Annotated in this window: 17 protein-coding genes and 1 tRNA gene; 9 read left to right on the top strand and 9 right to left on the bottom strand. The window is 71.0% G+C overall.

The window, feature by feature from the left end; genetic code table 11:
- On the top strand, positions 1 to 376 hold a 376-nt coding region (locus QZ258_RS09160), incomplete at its 5' end, for an FCD domain-containing protein (protein WP_294180824.1).
- A gap of 69 nt (positions 377 to 445) precedes the next feature.
- A complete protein-coding gene (gndA, locus tag QZ258_RS09155) occupies positions 446 to 1,897 on the top strand; it encodes an NADP-dependent phosphogluconate dehydrogenase (RefSeq protein WP_294180822.1) in 1,452 nt (483 codons plus the stop codon).
- Between the two features lie 79 nt (positions 1,898 to 1,976).
- On the opposite strand, the gene QZ258_RS09150 is transcribed toward gndA, so the two are convergent.
- Positions 1,977 to 3,353 (bottom strand): CoA transferase, encoded by a 1,377-nt coding sequence (locus QZ258_RS09150; protein ID WP_294180820.1) that lies wholly within the window; start codon positions 3,351 to 3,353, stop codon positions 1,977 to 1,979.
- Between the two features lie 87 nt (positions 3,354 to 3,440).
- Between QZ258_RS09150 and QZ258_RS09145 the strand changes: the two genes are divergently transcribed.
- Both QZ258_RS09145 and QZ258_RS09140 read left to right on the top strand, forming a co-directional pair.
- Entirely contained in the window at positions 3,441 to 4,712 is a 1,272-nt protein-coding gene (locus QZ258_RS09145; RefSeq protein ID WP_294180818.1) for an APC family permease, read from the top strand.
- On the top strand, positions 4,709 to 5,071 hold the full coding sequence (locus tag QZ258_RS09140; protein WP_294180817.1) for a hypothetical protein: 363 nt from the start codon (positions 4,709 to 4,711) through the stop codon (positions 5,069 to 5,071). Before QZ258_RS09145 ends, QZ258_RS09140 begins: the two co-directional genes overlap by 4 nt.
- Before the next feature lie 14 nt (positions 5,072 to 5,085).
- Here QZ258_RS09140 and QZ258_RS09135 read toward each other — a convergent pair whose 3' ends face one another.
- The 5 genes from QZ258_RS09135 to QZ258_RS09115 all read right to left on the bottom strand — a co-directional run bounded on the left by QZ258_RS09135 (position 5,086) and on the right by QZ258_RS09115 (position 9,331).
- Complete coding sequence (locus QZ258_RS09135; protein ID WP_294180815.1) at positions 5,086 to 6,063, bottom strand: ribose-phosphate diphosphokinase; 978 nt, start codon at positions 6,061 to 6,063, stop codon at positions 5,086 to 5,088.
- A gap of 49 nt (positions 6,064 to 6,112) precedes the next feature.
- Positions 6,113 to 7,555, bottom strand: coding sequence for a bifunctional UDP-N-acetylglucosamine diphosphorylase/glucosamine-1-phosphate N-acetyltransferase GlmU (glmU, locus tag QZ258_RS09130; protein WP_294180813.1), 1,443 nt, complete (start codon positions 7,553 to 7,555; stop codon positions 6,113 to 6,115).
- 76 nt (positions 7,556 to 7,631) lie between these two features.
- Positions 7,632 to 8,378 carry a glutamine amidotransferase gene (locus QZ258_RS09125; protein WP_294180811.1) on the bottom strand — a complete coding sequence of 249 codons (747 nt, stop codon included), beginning with the start codon at positions 8,376 to 8,378 and terminating at the stop codon, positions 7,632 to 7,634.
- Between the two features lie 58 nt (positions 8,379 to 8,436).
- Complete coding sequence (locus QZ258_RS09120) at positions 8,437 to 9,198, bottom strand: hypothetical protein (protein WP_294180809.1); 762 nt, start codon at positions 9,196 to 9,198, stop codon at positions 8,437 to 8,439.
- Between the two features lie 61 nt (positions 9,199 to 9,259).
- A tRNA-Gln gene (locus tag QZ258_RS09115) sits at positions 9,260 to 9,331 on the bottom strand.
- Between the two features lie 75 nt (positions 9,332 to 9,406).
- On the opposite strand from QZ258_RS09115, the gene QZ258_RS09110 reads away from it, so the two are divergent.
- The gene (locus tag QZ258_RS09110) at positions 9,407 to 9,907 is read left to right on the top strand and encodes a MarR family winged helix-turn-helix transcriptional regulator (RefSeq protein ID WP_294180807.1); all 501 of its coding nucleotides are present in this window, start codon (positions 9,407 to 9,409) and stop codon (positions 9,905 to 9,907) included.
- Positions 9,908 to 9,920: 13 nt separating this feature from the next.
- Here QZ258_RS09110 and QZ258_RS09105 read toward each other — a convergent pair whose 3' ends face one another.
- Positions 9,921 to 10,331, bottom strand: coding sequence for an arsenate reductase ArsC (locus tag QZ258_RS09105; protein ID WP_294180805.1), 411 nt, complete (start codon positions 10,329 to 10,331; stop codon positions 9,921 to 9,923).
- A 21-nt stretch (positions 10,332 to 10,352) separates the two neighbouring features.
- Positions 10,353 to 11,246, bottom strand: a complete 894-nt coding sequence (locus QZ258_RS09100) for a metalloregulator ArsR/SmtB family transcription factor (protein ID WP_294180804.1) — start codon at positions 11,244 to 11,246, stop codon at positions 10,353 to 10,355.
- A gap of 24 nt (positions 11,247 to 11,270) precedes the next feature.
- Here QZ258_RS09100 and QZ258_RS09095 point away from each other — a divergent pair, with 24 nt between their 5' ends.
- The 3 genes from QZ258_RS09095 (at position 11,271) to epsC (ending at position 13,590) form a co-directional block, all read left to right on the top strand.
- Positions 11,271 to 11,990 (top strand): MIP/aquaporin family protein, encoded by a 720-nt coding sequence (locus QZ258_RS09095; RefSeq protein ID WP_294180802.1) that lies wholly within the window; start codon positions 11,271 to 11,273, stop codon positions 11,988 to 11,990.
- Between the two features lie 113 nt (positions 11,991 to 12,103).
- On the top strand, positions 12,104 to 13,039 hold the full coding sequence (gene cysK, locus QZ258_RS09090) for a cysteine synthase A (RefSeq protein ID WP_294180800.1): 936 nt from the start codon (positions 12,104 to 12,106) through the stop codon (positions 13,037 to 13,039).
- Positions 13,036 to 13,590: a serine O-acetyltransferase EpsC gene (epsC, locus tag QZ258_RS09085; protein ID WP_294180832.1), complete on the top strand. Its 555-nt coding sequence runs from the start codon at positions 13,036 to 13,038 to the stop codon at positions 13,588 to 13,590. The genes cysK and epsC overlap by 4 nt, the downstream gene beginning before the upstream one ends.
- A 30-nt stretch (positions 13,591 to 13,620) precedes the next feature.
- Here the strand turns inward: epsC and QZ258_RS09080 are convergent, their stop codons facing one another.
- Entirely contained in the window at positions 13,621 to 14,397 is a 777-nt protein-coding gene (locus QZ258_RS09080; protein ID WP_294180798.1) for an IclR family transcriptional regulator, read from the bottom strand.
- Between the two features lie 163 nt (positions 14,398 to 14,560).
- Here QZ258_RS09080 and QZ258_RS09075 point away from each other — a divergent pair, with 163 nt between their 5' ends.
- Positions 14,561 to 15,124 carry a DJ-1/PfpI family protein gene (locus tag QZ258_RS09075; RefSeq protein ID WP_294180795.1) on the top strand — a complete coding sequence of 188 codons (564 nt, stop codon included), beginning with the start codon at positions 14,561 to 14,563 and terminating at the stop codon, positions 15,122 to 15,124.
- The last annotated feature ends 62 nt before the right edge of the window (positions 15,125 to 15,186 follow it).

Below are 15,186 nucleotides of genomic sequence, written 5' to 3'. Positions count from 1 at the left end.
GAGCTTCACCGAGCGTGCCCGGTTGCGCCAACTCGGCGACGAGCTCGACGCCCTCGGTCGCCGCGGACTCGGCAACAGCCCCGAGTACCTCGAGGTCGACGTCGCCTTCCACCGGCTGCTGCTGGAGGCATCCGGAAACGCCATGCTGGCGCAACTCGCGGTGCCCGTCGAGGAAGTGCTTCGCGGCCGTGCGGCGCTCGGACTCACGCCCGCGATGCCCGCGGAAGGCACGCTGGAGAACCATGTGGCGACCGCCGCGGCCATCTCGGCGAGCGACGCGGACGCCGCCGAAGCCGGCGCGCGAACCTACGTCACGCTCATCGCCCGCGAGGTGGGCGACGCCGCTCGCGGCGAGCATCCGCGCGAGGCGGGCTAGGCTGAAGCGGCTGTCCGCAGCCCCCCAACACCTCCCGTACCCACGGGCCCATCATCCACAAGGAGTGACGTGACAGAGCAGTCGAAGGCCAACATCGGCGTCATCGGATTGGCGGTGATGGGCTCAAACCTGGCCCGGAACCTCGCCAGTCGCGAAGGCAACACCGTCGCCGTGTTTAACCGGTCGTATGAGAAGACCGAGACCCTCGTGACCGAACACCCCGAGGCCGGATTCGTGCCCGCGAAGACCTACGCCGACTTCGCCGAATCGCTCAGCACGCCGCGCACCGCGATCATCATGGTGCAGGCCGGCCGCGCCACCGACGCGGTGATCGACGAGCTCGTCAAGGTGTTCGAACCGGGCGACATCATCGTCGACGGCGGCAACGCGCTGTTCACCGACACCATCCGCCGCGAGAAGGCGGTCCGCGCCACGGGCATCAACTTCGTCGGCGCCGGCATCTCCGGCGGCGAAGAGGGTGCCCTGCTCGGCCCCTCGATCATGCCCGGCGGCTCCGCCGAGGCGTGGGTCACGCTCGGCCCGATCCTCAAGTCGATCGCCGCGGTCGCCGAGGGTGAGCCCTGTGTCACGCACGTCGGCACCGACGGCGCCGGCCACTTCGTCAAGATGATCCACAACGGCATCGAATACGCCGACATGCAGCTCATCGCCGAGGCCTACGACCTGATCCGTCGCGGCACGGGCAAGAGCCCGGCCGAGATCGCCGACATCTTCGCCGAATGGAACCGGGGCGAGCTTGAGAGCTACCTGATCGAGATCACCGCCGAGGTGCTGCGCCAGGTGGATGCCGAAACCGGCGCTCCTCTCGTCGACGTGATCCTCGACCAGGCCGGAGCGAAGGGCACCGGCGCCTGGACCGTCCAGTCGGCGCTCGACCTGGGCATCCCCGTCTCGGGCATCGCCGAGGCCGTCTTCGCCCGCTCGCTGTCGTCGAAGCCCGCCCAGCGCGCCGCCGCCGCCGACCTTCCCGGCCCCGCCGAGGCGTGGGCCGTCGCGGACGCCGACGCCTTCGTCGAGGACGTGCGCCGCGCGCTCTACGCCTCCAAGATCGTCGCCTACTCGCAAGGCTTCGACGAGATCATCGCCGGCGCCGAGGAGTACGGCTGGGACATCCAGAAGGGTGAGATCGCCAAGATCTGGCGCGGCGGCTGCATCATCCGCGCGCAGTTTTTGAACCGCATCACCGAGGCCTACGCCGAGAACCCCGGGCTCGTTGCGCTGCTGACCGCGCCCTACTTCCGCGAGGCGCTCACCGGCACCCAGGAGGCCTGGCGCCGCGTCGTCGTTGCCGCCGCCGAGGCCGGCATCCCGTCGCCCGCGTTCTCATCGTCGCTGTCGTACTACGACGGCCTGCGCGCCGACCGTCTGCCGGCGGCGCTCGTGCAGGGTCAGCGCGACTTCTTCGGCGCGCACACCTACAAGCGCGTCGACAAGGACGGCACCTTCCACACACTGTGGTCGGGCGACCGCACCGAGATCAGCGCCACCGACACGCACTAACTGCGCGTCGATTCGCCAACGGGCGGTGCTGCCACCTCGCAGCACCGCCCGTTCGCGTGGGCGGCGGTGAGCGTCAGCGTCACCAGGCCGAAGGATCGCTTCCGAGCGCGCGCGGCGCACGCTCCCAGCTGAGCGGGGCCCCCTCGATCTGGAACGGCGGGTCGGCGCGCGCGGCCGGACCCCACGGCGACTCGATCGGGGTGGTCGGAATCACCGCTCGCTCGCGGGCGGCTCCAGCGTCGCCGACATCGCCGTCGCCGCGAGGTGCCGACTCCAGTTCGAGCGCCGTGCGCGCGAGCGACAGACGCGCACTCGACCCCTCACCTCCGCGCACCCGCCGGGTCACCCCGGCCAGCGCGGCGGCGGCCATCAGGTATCCGGTGGCGTGGTCGAGCGCCTGCACCGGCAGCGGGGTCGGTGTCGACGAGGTGCCGTCGAGGAGCCCCGCGGCGGCAATCCCGCTCGACATCTGCACCAGGCTGTCGAAGCCGCGACGCCGGGCCCACGGCCCGGTGTGCCCGTAGGCGTCGAGCGAGACCTCGACGAGGCCCGGCCGGGTGGCCCGGCGCACGGCCTCGCCGAAGTCGAAGGAGTCGAGCGCCCCCGGTCGGTAGCCGTGCACGAGCACGTCGGCGCTCGCCAGCAGTTCGAGCAGCCGCTCGAGCCCCGCGGGGTCGCGACCGTCGACCAGGGCGCAGTGCTTGCCGAGGGTCAGGTCGAGTTCGAGCGCGGGCTCCGCCCAGCCGGGCGGATCGATCCGCAGCACGTTCGCGCCGAGCCCGGCGAGCAGGCGGGTGGCGACCGGTCCCGCGAGCACGCGCGTCAGATCGAGCACGCGGAGCCCGGCGAGTGGGCGCTCGGCCGTCGGCTCCCACCCGCTCGGCACGCCGCTCGAATCTCCGGTCGACCCCCAGCCGATCAGCGGTTCCTGCGCGACGGCGGCGCCTTGCGGATGCGCGGCCCACTCCGCGGGCGAGCGCAGCTCGGCCGCGCAGCCCCCTTCGTTCACGACCGCGGTCTCCAGTTCTCCCGCGTTCCACACCGCCACCGCCCGGGCGACCTCCTCGCGCTCCCCCGCGACACCGAGCACCCGGAGCGCGGCCGCGCGGTGGTGCGGCGCGTTGGTGTGCAGCCGGATCCAGCCGTCGGCCGCCTCGTAGTCGCCGGCGATCGAATCCCAGGGCGAGGGAAGGCTCCACCCGACCGGCGTCACGGCGGTGCCGAACCAGACATCGGCGAGCGCGCGGTCGACGCGCACGGCGGGGCGGGCGTTCGAGGCCTCGCCGATCAGCTCGGCCGCGGCGCTCGCGGCGGCCCCGATCGACGCGGTCGCGAGCGCCGAAACCGGGTAGCTCGAGACCAGGCGCGGCTCGCCGACGTTCTCGATCGGGCGCGGCGCGATGCCGAGCGCGGCGGTGAAGCGCTCCCGCATCCAGCTCGTCGCGTCGTCGTCCATGCTCTGACGCTACGCCGACGCGGCGCCGCGGGCGAGAGCCGATCGCGGCGATGTGGACCGGCCACCTCGCTCCGCTAACATCCGGGCGTGAGCGATTCTCCCCGACTGGCCCGCCGGCTCGGCACGACCGACGCCGTCGCGATCGGGCTCGGCTCGATGATCGGGGCGGGCATCTTCGCCGCCCTCGCCCCGGCCGCCGAGGCCGCGGGCGGCGCCCTGCTCATCGGGCTCGGCATCGCCGCCGTCGTCGCGATCGCCAACGCGCTCTCCTCCGCCCAGTTGGCGGCGCGCTACCCCGCCGCCGGCGGCACCTACCTCTACGGCCGGCAGGTGCTCGGGCCGTGGTGGGGGTATCTCGCCGGGTGGAGCTTCGTCGTCGGCAAGACCGCCAGTTGCGCCGCGATGGCGCTCACCTTCGCCGCCTATGCGGTGCCGGCCGAGTGGCAGAAACCGGTCGCCGCGGCGGCCGTGCTCGCGCTCGCCGTCATCAACGCGCTCGGCGTCACGCGCACCGCCCTCGCCGCCAAGATCCTCGTCGCGGGCTCGCTCGCGGTGCTCGCCCTGGTCGTCTCGGCCGGGTTCGTCGCCTCCCCGGCGCCCGCGATCGCCCTCGAGCTCGACCCGGCATCCGCGTTCGGGGTGCTGCAAGGCGCGGGCCTGCTGTTCTTCGCCTTCGCGGGCTACGCGCGCATCGCCACGATGGGCGAGGAGGTGCGAGACCCCGCCCGGATCATCCCGCGCGCCATCATCATCGCCCTCAGCACCGCGCTCCTCGTCTACGCCCTTGTCGCCACCGCGGCGCTCAGCGCCCTCGGCGCGGAGGGGCTCGCGGGCAGTCGCGAACCCCTCGCCGACGTGGTGGCGGCGGCCGGCTGGGAGTCGGCGGTGCCGCTCGTGCGCGTCGGCGCCGCGCTCGCCTCGCTCGGGGCGCTGCTCGCCCTGATCGCCGGCATCGGTCGCACCAGCCTCGCGATGGCGCGGGATGCCGAGCTGCCCGGAGTGCTGGCGCGCATCCACCCGCGATTCCGCACGCCCTACGTCGCCGAGCTCGGCCTCGGCGTTTTGGTGGCCGGAATCGTGCTGGTCGCCGACCTGCGCGGCGCGATCGCGTTCTCGTCGTTCGGCGTGCTGCTGTACTACTTCGTCGCCAACCTGTCGGCGCTTCGGCAGCCCGCCGCCGAGCGGCGCTCCCCGCGCGCGATCGCGGTGATCGGGATCGTCGGATGCCTGGGGCTCGCGCTCACGCTGCCGCTTCCCGGCGTGCTGGGCGGCGCGCTCGTCGTCGCGGTGGGACTCGCGGTGCGCGCCACCCGGCTCGGCATCGCCGCGCGACGGGGTGACAGACTGTCGGGACGATGAACGACGACGCCCACCCCGAACTCTCGCAGCCGTCCCCCGACGAACGGCCGGTGCGGAACCCGATGATGCAGCGCGTGCTGCGCATCGTCATCGTGATCGGCGTGCTCGCGCTGATCCTGCCCTCGGTGCTGTCGGCGTTCACGACGCAGAGCCGCACCGCGACGCTCGCGTGCACCACGATCGTCAACTCGCTGCAGTTGCGCGGCGTCACCCCGGTGGCGACGATCGAGCTCTTCGCCCCCGCCGGGCCGGGCTGGTATTGCGTTGCCCGCGACTCGGACGGCACCGACACGGTGCTGAACTACCTGGGACTCATCCCCGGCTTGAGCAACCTGCCGGAGCCGGGCGTTCCGGCGTAGCGCGCCGGGGCGGCTTAGGCAGCGCCGTCGAACATCGACGTGACGGAACCGTCGTCGAAGACCTCGTGAATGGCGCGCGCGATGAGCGGCGCGATCGGGAGCACCTGCAGGCGATCCCAGCGCTTCTCCTCCGGCACCGGCAGCGTGTCGGTGACGACCACCTGGTCGATGAACGAGCTCTGCAAGATCTCGGGCGCCGGGTCGGAGAAGACCGCGTGGGTGGCCGCGACGACGACGCCGATGGCGCCGTGATCCTTGAGCGCCTCGGCGGCGCGCACGATCGTGCGGCCGGTGTCGATCAGGTCGTCGACGAGCAGGCAGACGCGACCCTCGACCTCACCGACGATCTCGTGCACGGTGACCTGGTTGTGCACCATCGGGTCGCGGCGCTTGTGGATGATCGCGAGCGGAGCGCCGAGCTTGTCGCTCCAGACATCCGCCACGCGCACGCGGCCCATGTCGGGGCTGACCACGGTGAGGGTCTCGGGGTTGAGGCTCTGCCGGAAGTGCGCGAGCAGCACCGGCATGGCGAACAGGTGATCGACGGGTCCGTCGAAGAAGCCCTGAATCTGCGCGGCGTGCAGGTCGACGCTCATGATGCGGTCGGCACCCGCCGCCTTGAACAGGTCGGCGACGAGTCGGGCCGAGATCGGCTCGCGGCCGCGGCCCTTCTTGTCTTGACGCGCGTAGGGGTAGAAGGGGGCGACGACCGTGATGCGCTTGGCGCTCGCGCGCTTGGCCGCGTCGATCATGATGAGCTGCTCCATGAGCCACTCGTTGATCGGGCTCGTGTGCGACTGGATCACGAACACGTCGGTGCCGCGCAGGCTTTCGTCGAAGCGCGCATAGATCTCGCCGTTGGCGAAGGTGCGGGCATCGGTGTGCACGAGTTCGGAGTCGAGCTCGGTCGCGATGTCTTCCGCGAGCTGCATGTGCGCTCGGCCCGATACCAGGACCAGACGTTTCTCACCCTGGATTTTGATGGCCGCCACGCCTCCGCCTTTCGCCCTTGGAGTGCCAGTCTAGCGACCCGAGGTGCGGCTAGTTGTCGGTCTCCTGGGCGCCCTGTGCACGCGCGGCCGCCTCGGCCGCCGCGGAACCCGGCCGGTTGGCCGCCACCCAGCGCTCCACGTTGCGTTGCGGCGCCTGCAGAATCGCGAGCGCGCCGGCGGGAACGTCCTTGCGGATGACCGTGCCGGCCCCGCTGTACGCCCCGTCACCGATCGTCACGGGCGCCACAAACACGTTGTGGGAGCCGGTGCGCACGTGCGAGCCGACCGTCGTCGGGTGCTTCTTCACACCGTCGTAGTTGGCGGTGATGGTGCCGGCGCCGATGTTCGAGCCCTCCCCCACGGTCGTGTCCCCGAGGTAGCTCAGATGCGGCACCTTGCTGCCCGCGCCGATCTGTGAGTTCTTCGTCTCGACGAAGGTGCCGATCTTGCCGTCGGCGCCCAGCTGCGTGTTGGGGCGCAGGTAGGCGAACGGCCCGACGGTGGCGCGGTCGCCGATCACGGCGAGCGTGGCATCGGTGCGGGTGATGACGGCGTCCTCCCCCACCTCGCAATCCAGCAGCGTGGTCTGCGGTCCGATCCGGGCGCCGCGCGCCACCGTCGTGGAGCCGGCGATGTGCGTACCGGGGAGCAGCTCCACGTCTTCGGCGAGCGTGGCACGCAGGTCGATCCAGGTGGTCGCAGGGTCGACCACGGTGACGCCGGCGAGCTGCCAGCCGCGCACGATCATCGCGTTCAGGCGCGCGGCGGTGCGGGCCAGCTGGACGCGGTCGTTGACGCCTTCGACGACCCAGGCATCCGGGGCAGGAACGGCCGAGACCGGGTGACCGGCCCGACGGAGCATCGCGACGACGTCGGTGAGGTAGCGCTCGCCCTGATCGTTCTGCGAGCCGAGCTGCGAGAGGTGTTCGCGCACGGCGGCCGCCGCGAACACGTAAGTGCCGGAGTTGATTTCGGTGATCTGGAGTTCGTCGTCGCTCGCGTCGCGCTGCTCGACGATGCGATCGAGCGCCCCCGCCGCATCGCGCACGATGCGGCCGTAGCCGGTGGCGTCATCCACGATCGCACTCAGCACGGTCGCCGCGGCGCCGTCGCCGCGGTGCGCGGTGAGCAGGGTCGAGAGCGTCGCCACATCGAGCAGCGGCACGTCGCCGCTGACGACGACGACCTCGCCCTCGAAGTCGGCAGGCAGGGCGGCGAGCCCCAGTTCGACGGCACGGCCGGTGCCGGGGATGTCATCCTGGTCGACCAGGATCGCCTCCGGCAGCAGCTCGTGGATCGCGCTCGCCACGGCGTCGCGCTCGTGCCGCACCACGGTGACGACGAACTCCGCCGACAACTCACGGGCGCTCGCCAGCACGTGGCCGATGAGCGGCACCCCCGCGAGCGGATGCAGAACCTTGGGGCGGCGCGACTTCATGCGAGTGCCAGCCCCGGCGGCCAAAACGATCACGGCAAGACGGGAATCGGTCATGGGGTGATTCTTCCCTACCTGGCCGGGTTCACACCCGGGAACGGGCGGATGCCGCCGGTTCCCGGGCGATCCGGGGCTAGGAGCGCGCGACGAAACTCGACAGCGCGCGCCAGAGCGGCGCGTAGCCGTCCCACTCCATGAACGGCGGCGGCGCCCAGTGCGGCGACATGTCGGAGGTGAACACGCCGGTGCGCCCGGCGCCCGCCGTGGTGACGGCGACGAGCGGGTCGCCGGCGACGGTCGCCAGCAGTTCGGCACCCTCGCGCGGGGTGGTGCGGTTGTAGCCGAGCAGCGCCGGCCACTCGGTTCCGACGCCGCCAAGTGCCGCGTGCTCGGGAGCGAGCACCTCGATCGGGGCGCCCTCCGGGCGCTCCGCACGGTCGTCGGTGGTGAGCATCCCGACCGGCAGAATCTCGGCCAGCTCGGTGTTGGCGTAGTTCGCCTTGGCGTCGATTCCCGAGAACGAGAGGTAGCCGCCGACCATCAGCAGGCCGCCGCCCGCAAGCACGTAGTCGCGGATCGCGGTCAGCTTGTTCGGCTCCGAGACGCTGCGGCCGAAGACTGCGCGGCTCAGCAGGAACGTGTTCGCGCCGACGTCACTGATGACGACGAGGTCGTACTCGGCGAGCGCCTCGGCCGTCGCCGGGAAGGCGGTCTCGATGGTGTGCGCGGGCAGGTGCGTGACGGTCCAGCCGTCGGCCTCGAGCGCGGCGCGGAACTCCTGCCCGCCCTCCACATACTCGGTCGACGTGAAGCTGTCGAACCCCTTCTGGTGGATCATGTGGGTCGTCCAGGACTCACCGAGGAGGAGTGCGTTTTTCACGTAGTGCCTTTCAGCGCAGGGGTGCGGATGCTGTCGCCGAGCGACGAGGTCCACGCTATCAATCGGAGCCCCGGGCCGAGCCCGCCCAGCCGCGGACCGCGTGCAGCGTCGCCGACTTCGGATAGCCGCTGGACGTGCCGCGCGGCACGAGCTCGAAAAGATCGATCAACAGCACCAGCGGATAGTCCGGTGCCTGAGGGACGCGCTTGATGACGACCCCCTCGCACCCGATCACCGTTTCGCCGGAGCCCCAGATGACCGACCAAGTGTGCGGTCGCGATGCGTACAGGGGAACGACGACCTCGCTCATGTCGGTCTCGAGCGACGCATCGCCGTGCGCCTTGACTCCACACCGGGCGCCACTCTTCGCCGGCCCGATCGCCGACGCGTCGATCTCGAAGATGCAGACCTCACCGCTGGCGTTCGGCGACACATGCTCGGTGCCGACGAGCCAGGCCGCGAGCATGCAGCCCTCGTCGACACTCGCGCTCGCGGTGACGTCGACGCGGCCCGATGACGGCGCCCAGAGCAGCCGTTCGGGGGTCTCGGTGCGCACGGCGAGGCCGTCGGGCCGGTGACGGTGGGTGCCGCGATCGGAGCCGACCGGCCCTGAGAACACGGCGGTCTGGATGTTGGAGACCCGCAGCGGGGCGTCCTCGTCGCGCCAATCGAGCTGATCGTGCTCGATCAGCAGGCGGAGCCCCTCCCCGGGCGCGATCGCGTAGCGTGCCCGGGAGCGCTCCGGCGTCGACCAGTGCGGCAGGTAGTGAGCGATCCAGAGGTCGTCACGAAGATCGGACGAACGGAAGTCATCTTCCACGTCCGGCGGGCGTTGAGGCGGTGCGGGAAAGGCATCCGATGCGGCCACAAACTCATTAAAGCTCCGCCGCCAGGATTCGAACCTAGACCTAACAGCTCCAAAGGCTGTCGTGCTGCCGTTACACCACAGCGGACCGCGCGAGTGCGCCCACCCAGTTTGCCACGTCGTGGTGCCGGGCATGTGCGGCGTTGCCCGGGATAATGGGTCAATGACCGCCGAACCTTCTGCCGACGAAGTCGACCGCATCGTCGACGCCTGGCAGCGCGAGCGGCCGGATCTCGACTTCGCTCCCCTGCAGGTGCTCAGCCGCGTCGCGCGGCTGTCGCGCCACCTCGAGCGAGCCCGCCGCGCGGCCTTCGCCGCCTCGAACCTGGAGCCGTGGGAATTCGACGTGCTCGCCGCGCTGCGCCGCGCCGGCTCGCCGTACACCCTGAGCCCGAAGGCGCTGCTGCAGCAGACCCTGGTCAGCTCGGGCACGATGACGAACCGCATCGACCGGCTGGTGGAGCGCCGCCTGGTGCTGCGCCACACCGATCCGCACGACGGACGCGGCGTGCTCGTCGCGATGACGCCGGAGGGCCGCGAGCGCGTGGATGCCGCCATCAGCACCCTGCTGGTCGGCGAGGCCGAGCTTCTCGCCCACCTGAGCCCCGCCGATCGCGAACGCCTCAGCGGGCTGCTGCGGCGCCTCAGCCTCGACTTCGACTAGCGCGCCACCACGCTCAGACGGAGGCGGGCAGCAGTTCCGAGATCAGCGTCTCGATGCGGCCCTTGATGTCGTCGCGCACGCGCCGCACCGTGTCGAGGTCCTTGCCGGCCGGGTCTTCGAGCTCCCAGTCCTCGTAGCGCTTGCCGGGGAAGATCGGGCAGGTGTCGCCGCAGCCCATCGTGATGACGACGTCGGAAGCCTTCACCGCATCCGTCGTCAGGATCTTCGGCACGTTGCCGGTGATGTCGATGCCCTCTTCGGCCATCGCCTCGATCGCGATCGGGTTGATCTGGTCTTTCGGCTCGGAACCCGCCGACAGCACCTGGATGCGGTCGCCGGCGAGCGCCGACAGGAATCCGGCGGCCATCTGGGAGCGACCCGCATTGTGGACGCAGACGAACAGGACGGTGGGGATCTCAGCCATGCTCAAATCATAGATCACGATCTATGAAAGGGCGAGCGAGGCGAGCAGTTCGCGCACGCGCCGCTCGATGTCGTCGCGGATCTCGCGCACCCGCTCCAGCGGCTGGCCCACCGGATCTTCCAGCTCCCAGTCGAGGTAGCGCCGCCCCGGGTAGACCGGGCAGGCGTCGCCGCAGCCCATCGTGACGACAACATCGGCGGCGCGCACCACCTCATCGGTCAGCGGCTTGGGGAAGGCCGCGCCGAGCGGCACGCCGATCTCGTCGAGCACCGTCACGATCGACGAGCGCACCGCGTCCGCCGGATCCGACCCGGCCGTGCGCACGACGACACGGTCGCCCGCGAGTTGGCGCAGAATCGCGGCCGCGAGTTGTGAACGCCCGGCGTTCTGAACGCACACGAAGAGCACCTCGGGCGTCCCGCCGGGCGCGTGCCCCACCGCCGCCAGCGCCGCGAGCCGATCGGCCGCGAACTCGGCGCTCCGCGACGACAAATAGCGACCGTCGTGCGCACGCTCGGCCAGCAGGTCATGGCTCTCGCGCACGTACCGCTCGACGGTCTCGCGCGAAAAGGTGCCGGCGAACCGTGTCACCAGGTCGTCGACGATGCGGCCCAACACCTCGTCGGCGTCAACCCCCGAGCGCGCGCCGCCGAGCAGGTCGAGCACGGCGTCGAGACGATCCGGTGAGACCGAGTACCAGGTGCGCCGCCCCTCCGGCCGACCGACGAGGATGCCGTGCTCGGCCAAGGCCCTGACGTGATGACTCACGGTGGGCTGGGTCAGCCCGAGCGTCTCGGCGAGCCGCCCGACGAGCGCGCGCGATTCCGGCGCCTCGAGAATGAGCGCCACGAGCCGCCGCCGGGTCGGATCGGCGAGCAGGGCGAGAGCCGCGCCGTCGTCGATCGTTCGAACCATAGACAGCAGTCTATGATCGCTCCCGTGCCTGACTCCTCGCGCCCCGCCACAGACCGCCCGACCGCGCGCCTGCTCGCCGAGTTTCTCGGCAGCGCCGGGCTCGCCGTCATCGTGCTCGGCTCGGGGGTGATGGCCTCCCGACTCACCGACGATGTCGCGCTGCAGCTGCTCGGCAACGCCTGGGCGACCGCCCTCGGGCTGGCCGTGCTCATCGCCGTCTTCGCCTCCATCAGCGGCGCGCACTTCAACCCGGTCGTCACCCTCGTGGATGCGGCACTCGGCGGGCGCAGGTGGGCCGAGACCGCGCGCTACATTCCCACCCAGGTCCTCGGTTGCATCGCCGGCGCGATCGTCGCGAACTTCATGTTCGAGCTGCCGGCAATCAGTTGGAGCACCACCGAGCGTGCCACCCCCGGCACCCTGCTCTCGGAGCTGGTCGCGACCGCGGGACTCGTGCTCGTGATCTTCGCCCTCGTCCGCACCGGGCGGGGCTCCCTCGCCGCCCCAGCCGTCGGCGCCTACATCGGCGGTGCCTACTTCTTCACCAGCTCGACGAGCTTCGCGAACCCCGCGATCACCATCGGGCGCATCTTCAGCGACAGCTTCGCGGGGATCGCCGCCGCCTCCGCCCCCTGGTTCATCGCCGCGCAGCTACTCGGAGCGGGCGTCGCGTTGGTGCTCGTGACGGTGCTGTTCCCCGCCCCGGCATCCGTCACCGCACCCGCCCGGCTGACGTCGGCGTAACATTCGCCCGGGGAATTTCTGGCGCGGCGTGCGCGCTGTAACACTGGGCTTCGGATCACTTCCGCCGCCCCGCCCCGTGTTGCACCGGCAACCGCTCGATCAAAGGACACGCCATGGCCCGCATCCACAACGACATCACCGAGGTCTTCGGAAAGACGCCGCTGGTGCGCCTGAACTCCGTGACGAAGGGCCTCGACGCCACGGTGCTCGCCAAGCTCGAGTTCTACAACCCCTCGGCGAGCGTCAAGGATCGACTCGGCATCGCGATCGTGGATGCCGCCGAGAAGTCCGGCGAACTCAAGCCCGGCGGCACCATCGTCGAAGCCACCAGCGGCAACACCGGCATCGCCCTGGCCATGGTGGCGGCGGCGCGCGGCTACAAGGCGGTGCTCACCATGCCCGAGACGATGAGCCAGGAGCGCAAGACGCTGCTGCGCGCCTACGGCGCGGAGCTGGTGCTCAGCCCCGGCTCCGAGGGGATGAAGGGCGCGGTCGCCGCGGCGGAAGAGCTCGTCGCCAAGACCCCCGGCGCCATCCTCGCGAAGCAGTTCGCCAACGAAGCCAACCCCGCGATCCACTTCGCGACCACCGGCCCCGAGATTTGGGAGGACACCGATGGCGCCGTCGACATCTTCGTCGCGGGCATCGGCACCGGCGGCACCATCTCGGGCACCGGCAACTACCTCAAGCAGCAGAAGCCCGAGGTGACGATCGTGGCGGTCGAGCCGGAGGAATCCCCCATCCTCAACGGCGGTGCCCCCGGCCCGCACAAGATTCAGGGCATCGGCGCGAACTTCGTTCCCGAGATCCTCGACCGCGAGGTGTACGACGAGGTCATCGACGTCAACATCACCCAGTCGGTGGCGATGGCGCGCCGCCTCGCTGTTGAGGAAGGCATCCTCGCCGGCATCTCCTCCGGCGCCACCGTCGAGGCGGCCGTGCAGCTCGCCGCCCGCCCCGAGAACGCCCGCAAGACGATCGTCGTCGTGCTGGCGAGCTACGGCGAGCGCTACCTGTCGACGGTGCTCTACGAAGACCTGGCCAACTGAGAGTGCTTGACGACATCCGCAACGCGCGCGAGCGCGACCCCGCCGCGCGTTCCGCGTTCGAGGTGTGGCTGACCTACTCGGGGCTGCACGCCGTGTGGGGCTACCGCGTCGCGCACTGGCTGTGGACGCATCACCTGAAGACCGCGGGCCGCGCCGTCTCACAATTCACGCGCTTCCTCACCGGCGTCGAGATCCACCCCGGCGCCACGATCGGCCGCCGCCTCTTCATCGACCACGGCATGGGCATCGTCATCGGCGCGACGGCGGAAATCGGCGACGACGTGCTGATGTATCACGGGGTCACCCTCGGCGGCACGAGCCTCGGCCACGGCAAGCGGCACCCGACCCTCGGCGACGACATCGTGGTCGGCGCCGGTGCCACCGTGCTCGGCGCGGTCACCATCGGCTCGCACTCGGTAATCGGCGCCAACGCGGTCGTCGTCGCGGATGCCCCGGAACACTCGCTCCTGGTCGGCGCCCCCGCCGTCGCGCGGCCCCGCTGTGCGGCCTCCGACGAGCGCTACTCCGACCCGGCGATCTACGTCATCTGACGACGCCCGTCGCCGCTCGGGCCATCCCCCTCAGGACAGCCTCGACGACACCGTCCACGCGGTGCGGCGCACCACCCGCTCCAGCGCATCCGCGCGCGAGGTGAAATCGTCGGCCGTCACCGAGACCGAAACCGCGCCGATCGTGTGCCCGTGCGCCGAGCGCACCGGGGCCGCGATGCACGCCAGCTGCGGCATGTACTCCTCCACCTCGATGGCGATGCGCTCGTGGCGCACGGTGTCGAGTTGTGCGCGCAGCGCCGCCGCATCCGTCGTGCTGCGCCCGGTGATCGCCCGCAGCGAGCGCTCCTCCAGGTGCCGATCGAGGTCGTCGCGGCTCTTCGCCGCGAGCATCAGTTTGCCGAAGGCCGTCACGTGCGCCGACTCGGCGAAGCCGACATGCAGCTGCCCGATCCGCGGATGCGCGGGCGAGTCGGCGATGTGCGCCACCACGATCTCGTCGGCGTGAAAGGCCGTCAGATACACGGGCGCGTGAAGCTCGTCGCGGGCCGACTCCAGCAGTGAGCGCACCTCCGGGGTGGCGAGCACCTGGCGGTTCACCGCCATCCCGAGCAGAGCGACCGTCCGGCCCAGCACGTAGCGCGGTTCGTGCGGGCGCTTCAGTAGGTAGCCCTGCTTGTGCAGCACGCCCACGAGTCGGTAGGTCGTCGACAGGCTGAGCCCCAGGGCGGAGGCGATCGAGGCCACCTCAGCGCCGTCGTCGCTCGAGCCGACGATTTCGAGCACCGCGAGGAGGCGCTCGGCCGCTTGCGTGCCCGACGCGCTCTCCTGCTCCATCGCAGTGCTCACCCCGCCATCGTACGACCGTGGTGCGCGTCGCACCCAGGGCTTCCCCCGCCCGATCGGCACCGGATTCGCACATCGTGGGAACGCGCCTTGTCGCGGCGCGTCGCCCGCGCGCACCATGCTCGAGGGCGGCACACCGCCGCCCGCTGACAAGGAGGTTGGCCGCATGGCTCGCATCATCATTCTCACCGGCGACGCCGCCGAGACGCTCGAAGTCTTCTACCCGTACCACCGCCTGCAGGAGGCCGGCTTCGAGGTCGACATCGCCGCCCCGACGAAGAAGAAGCTGCAGTTCGTGGTGCACGACTTCGTCGAGGGCTACGACACCTACACCGAGAAGCCCGGCCACAGCTGGGATGCCGACATCGCCTTCGCCGACGTCAACCCGGATGACTACGTCGCGGCCGTCATCCCCGGCGGGCGGGCGCCCGAATACATCCGCAATAACGAGGACGCCAAGCGCATCGTGCGCGCGTTCTTGGACCGTCAATCCCCGGTCGCCGCCACCTGCCACGGCCCGCTGCTGCTCGCGTCGGCCGGCGTGCTCAACGGACGCACCACCTCCGCGTACCCGGAGCTCGCGATCGACGTCGAGCTCGCCGGGGCCACCTTCTCTGGCGGCGGCGACGTCGTCGACAACAACCTGGTGAGCGCGCGCGCCTGGCCCGACAACGGCGTCTGGATGCGCGCCTTCCTGAAGAACCTCGAGGCCGCCGGCATCACCGCCTGAGCCGCGATCCCGTCGGTGGCGCGACGCCGTCCTCGCGTCGCGCCACCGACCCCGATACGCTC

The sequence above is a fragment of the uncultured Schumannella sp. genome (genome assembly GCF_905479755.1).
Classification (GTDB): domain Bacteria; phylum Actinomycetota; class Actinomycetes; order Actinomycetales; family Microbacteriaceae; genus DCRR01.
Note: the sequence above shows the minus strand (reverse complement) of the source record. Positions and strands in the feature narration are given on the sequence as shown.

Coding starts and splice junctions, on each gene's coding strand:
- QZ258_RS09105 (WP_294180805.1), bottom strand. CDS start 10,331: ATGGCTGAGATCCCCACCGTCCTGTTCGTCTGCGTCCACAATGCGGGT.
- cysK (WP_294180800.1), top strand. CDS start 12,104: ATGGCCCGCATCCACAACGACATCACCGAGGTCTTCGGAAAGACGCCG.
- QZ258_RS09100 (WP_294180804.1), bottom strand. CDS start 11,246: ATGGTTCGAACGATCGACGACGGCGCGGCTCTCGCCCTGCTCGCCGAT.
- QZ258_RS09110 (WP_294180807.1), top strand. CDS start 9,407: ATGACCGCCGAACCTTCTGCCGACGAAGTCGACCGCATCGTCGACGCC.
- glmU (WP_294180813.1), bottom strand. CDS start 7,555: ATGACCGATTCCCGTCTTGCCGTGATCGTTTTGGCCGCCGGGGCTGGC.
- QZ258_RS09150 (WP_294180820.1), bottom strand. CDS start 3,353: ATGGACGACGACGCGACGAGCTGGATGCGGGAGCGCTTCACCGCCGCG.
- QZ258_RS09140 (WP_294180817.1), top strand. CDS start 4,709: ATGAACGACGACGCCCACCCCGAACTCTCGCAGCCGTCCCCCGACGAA.
- QZ258_RS09075 (WP_294180795.1), top strand. CDS start 14,561: ATGGCTCGCATCATCATTCTCACCGGCGACGCCGCCGAGACGCTCGAA.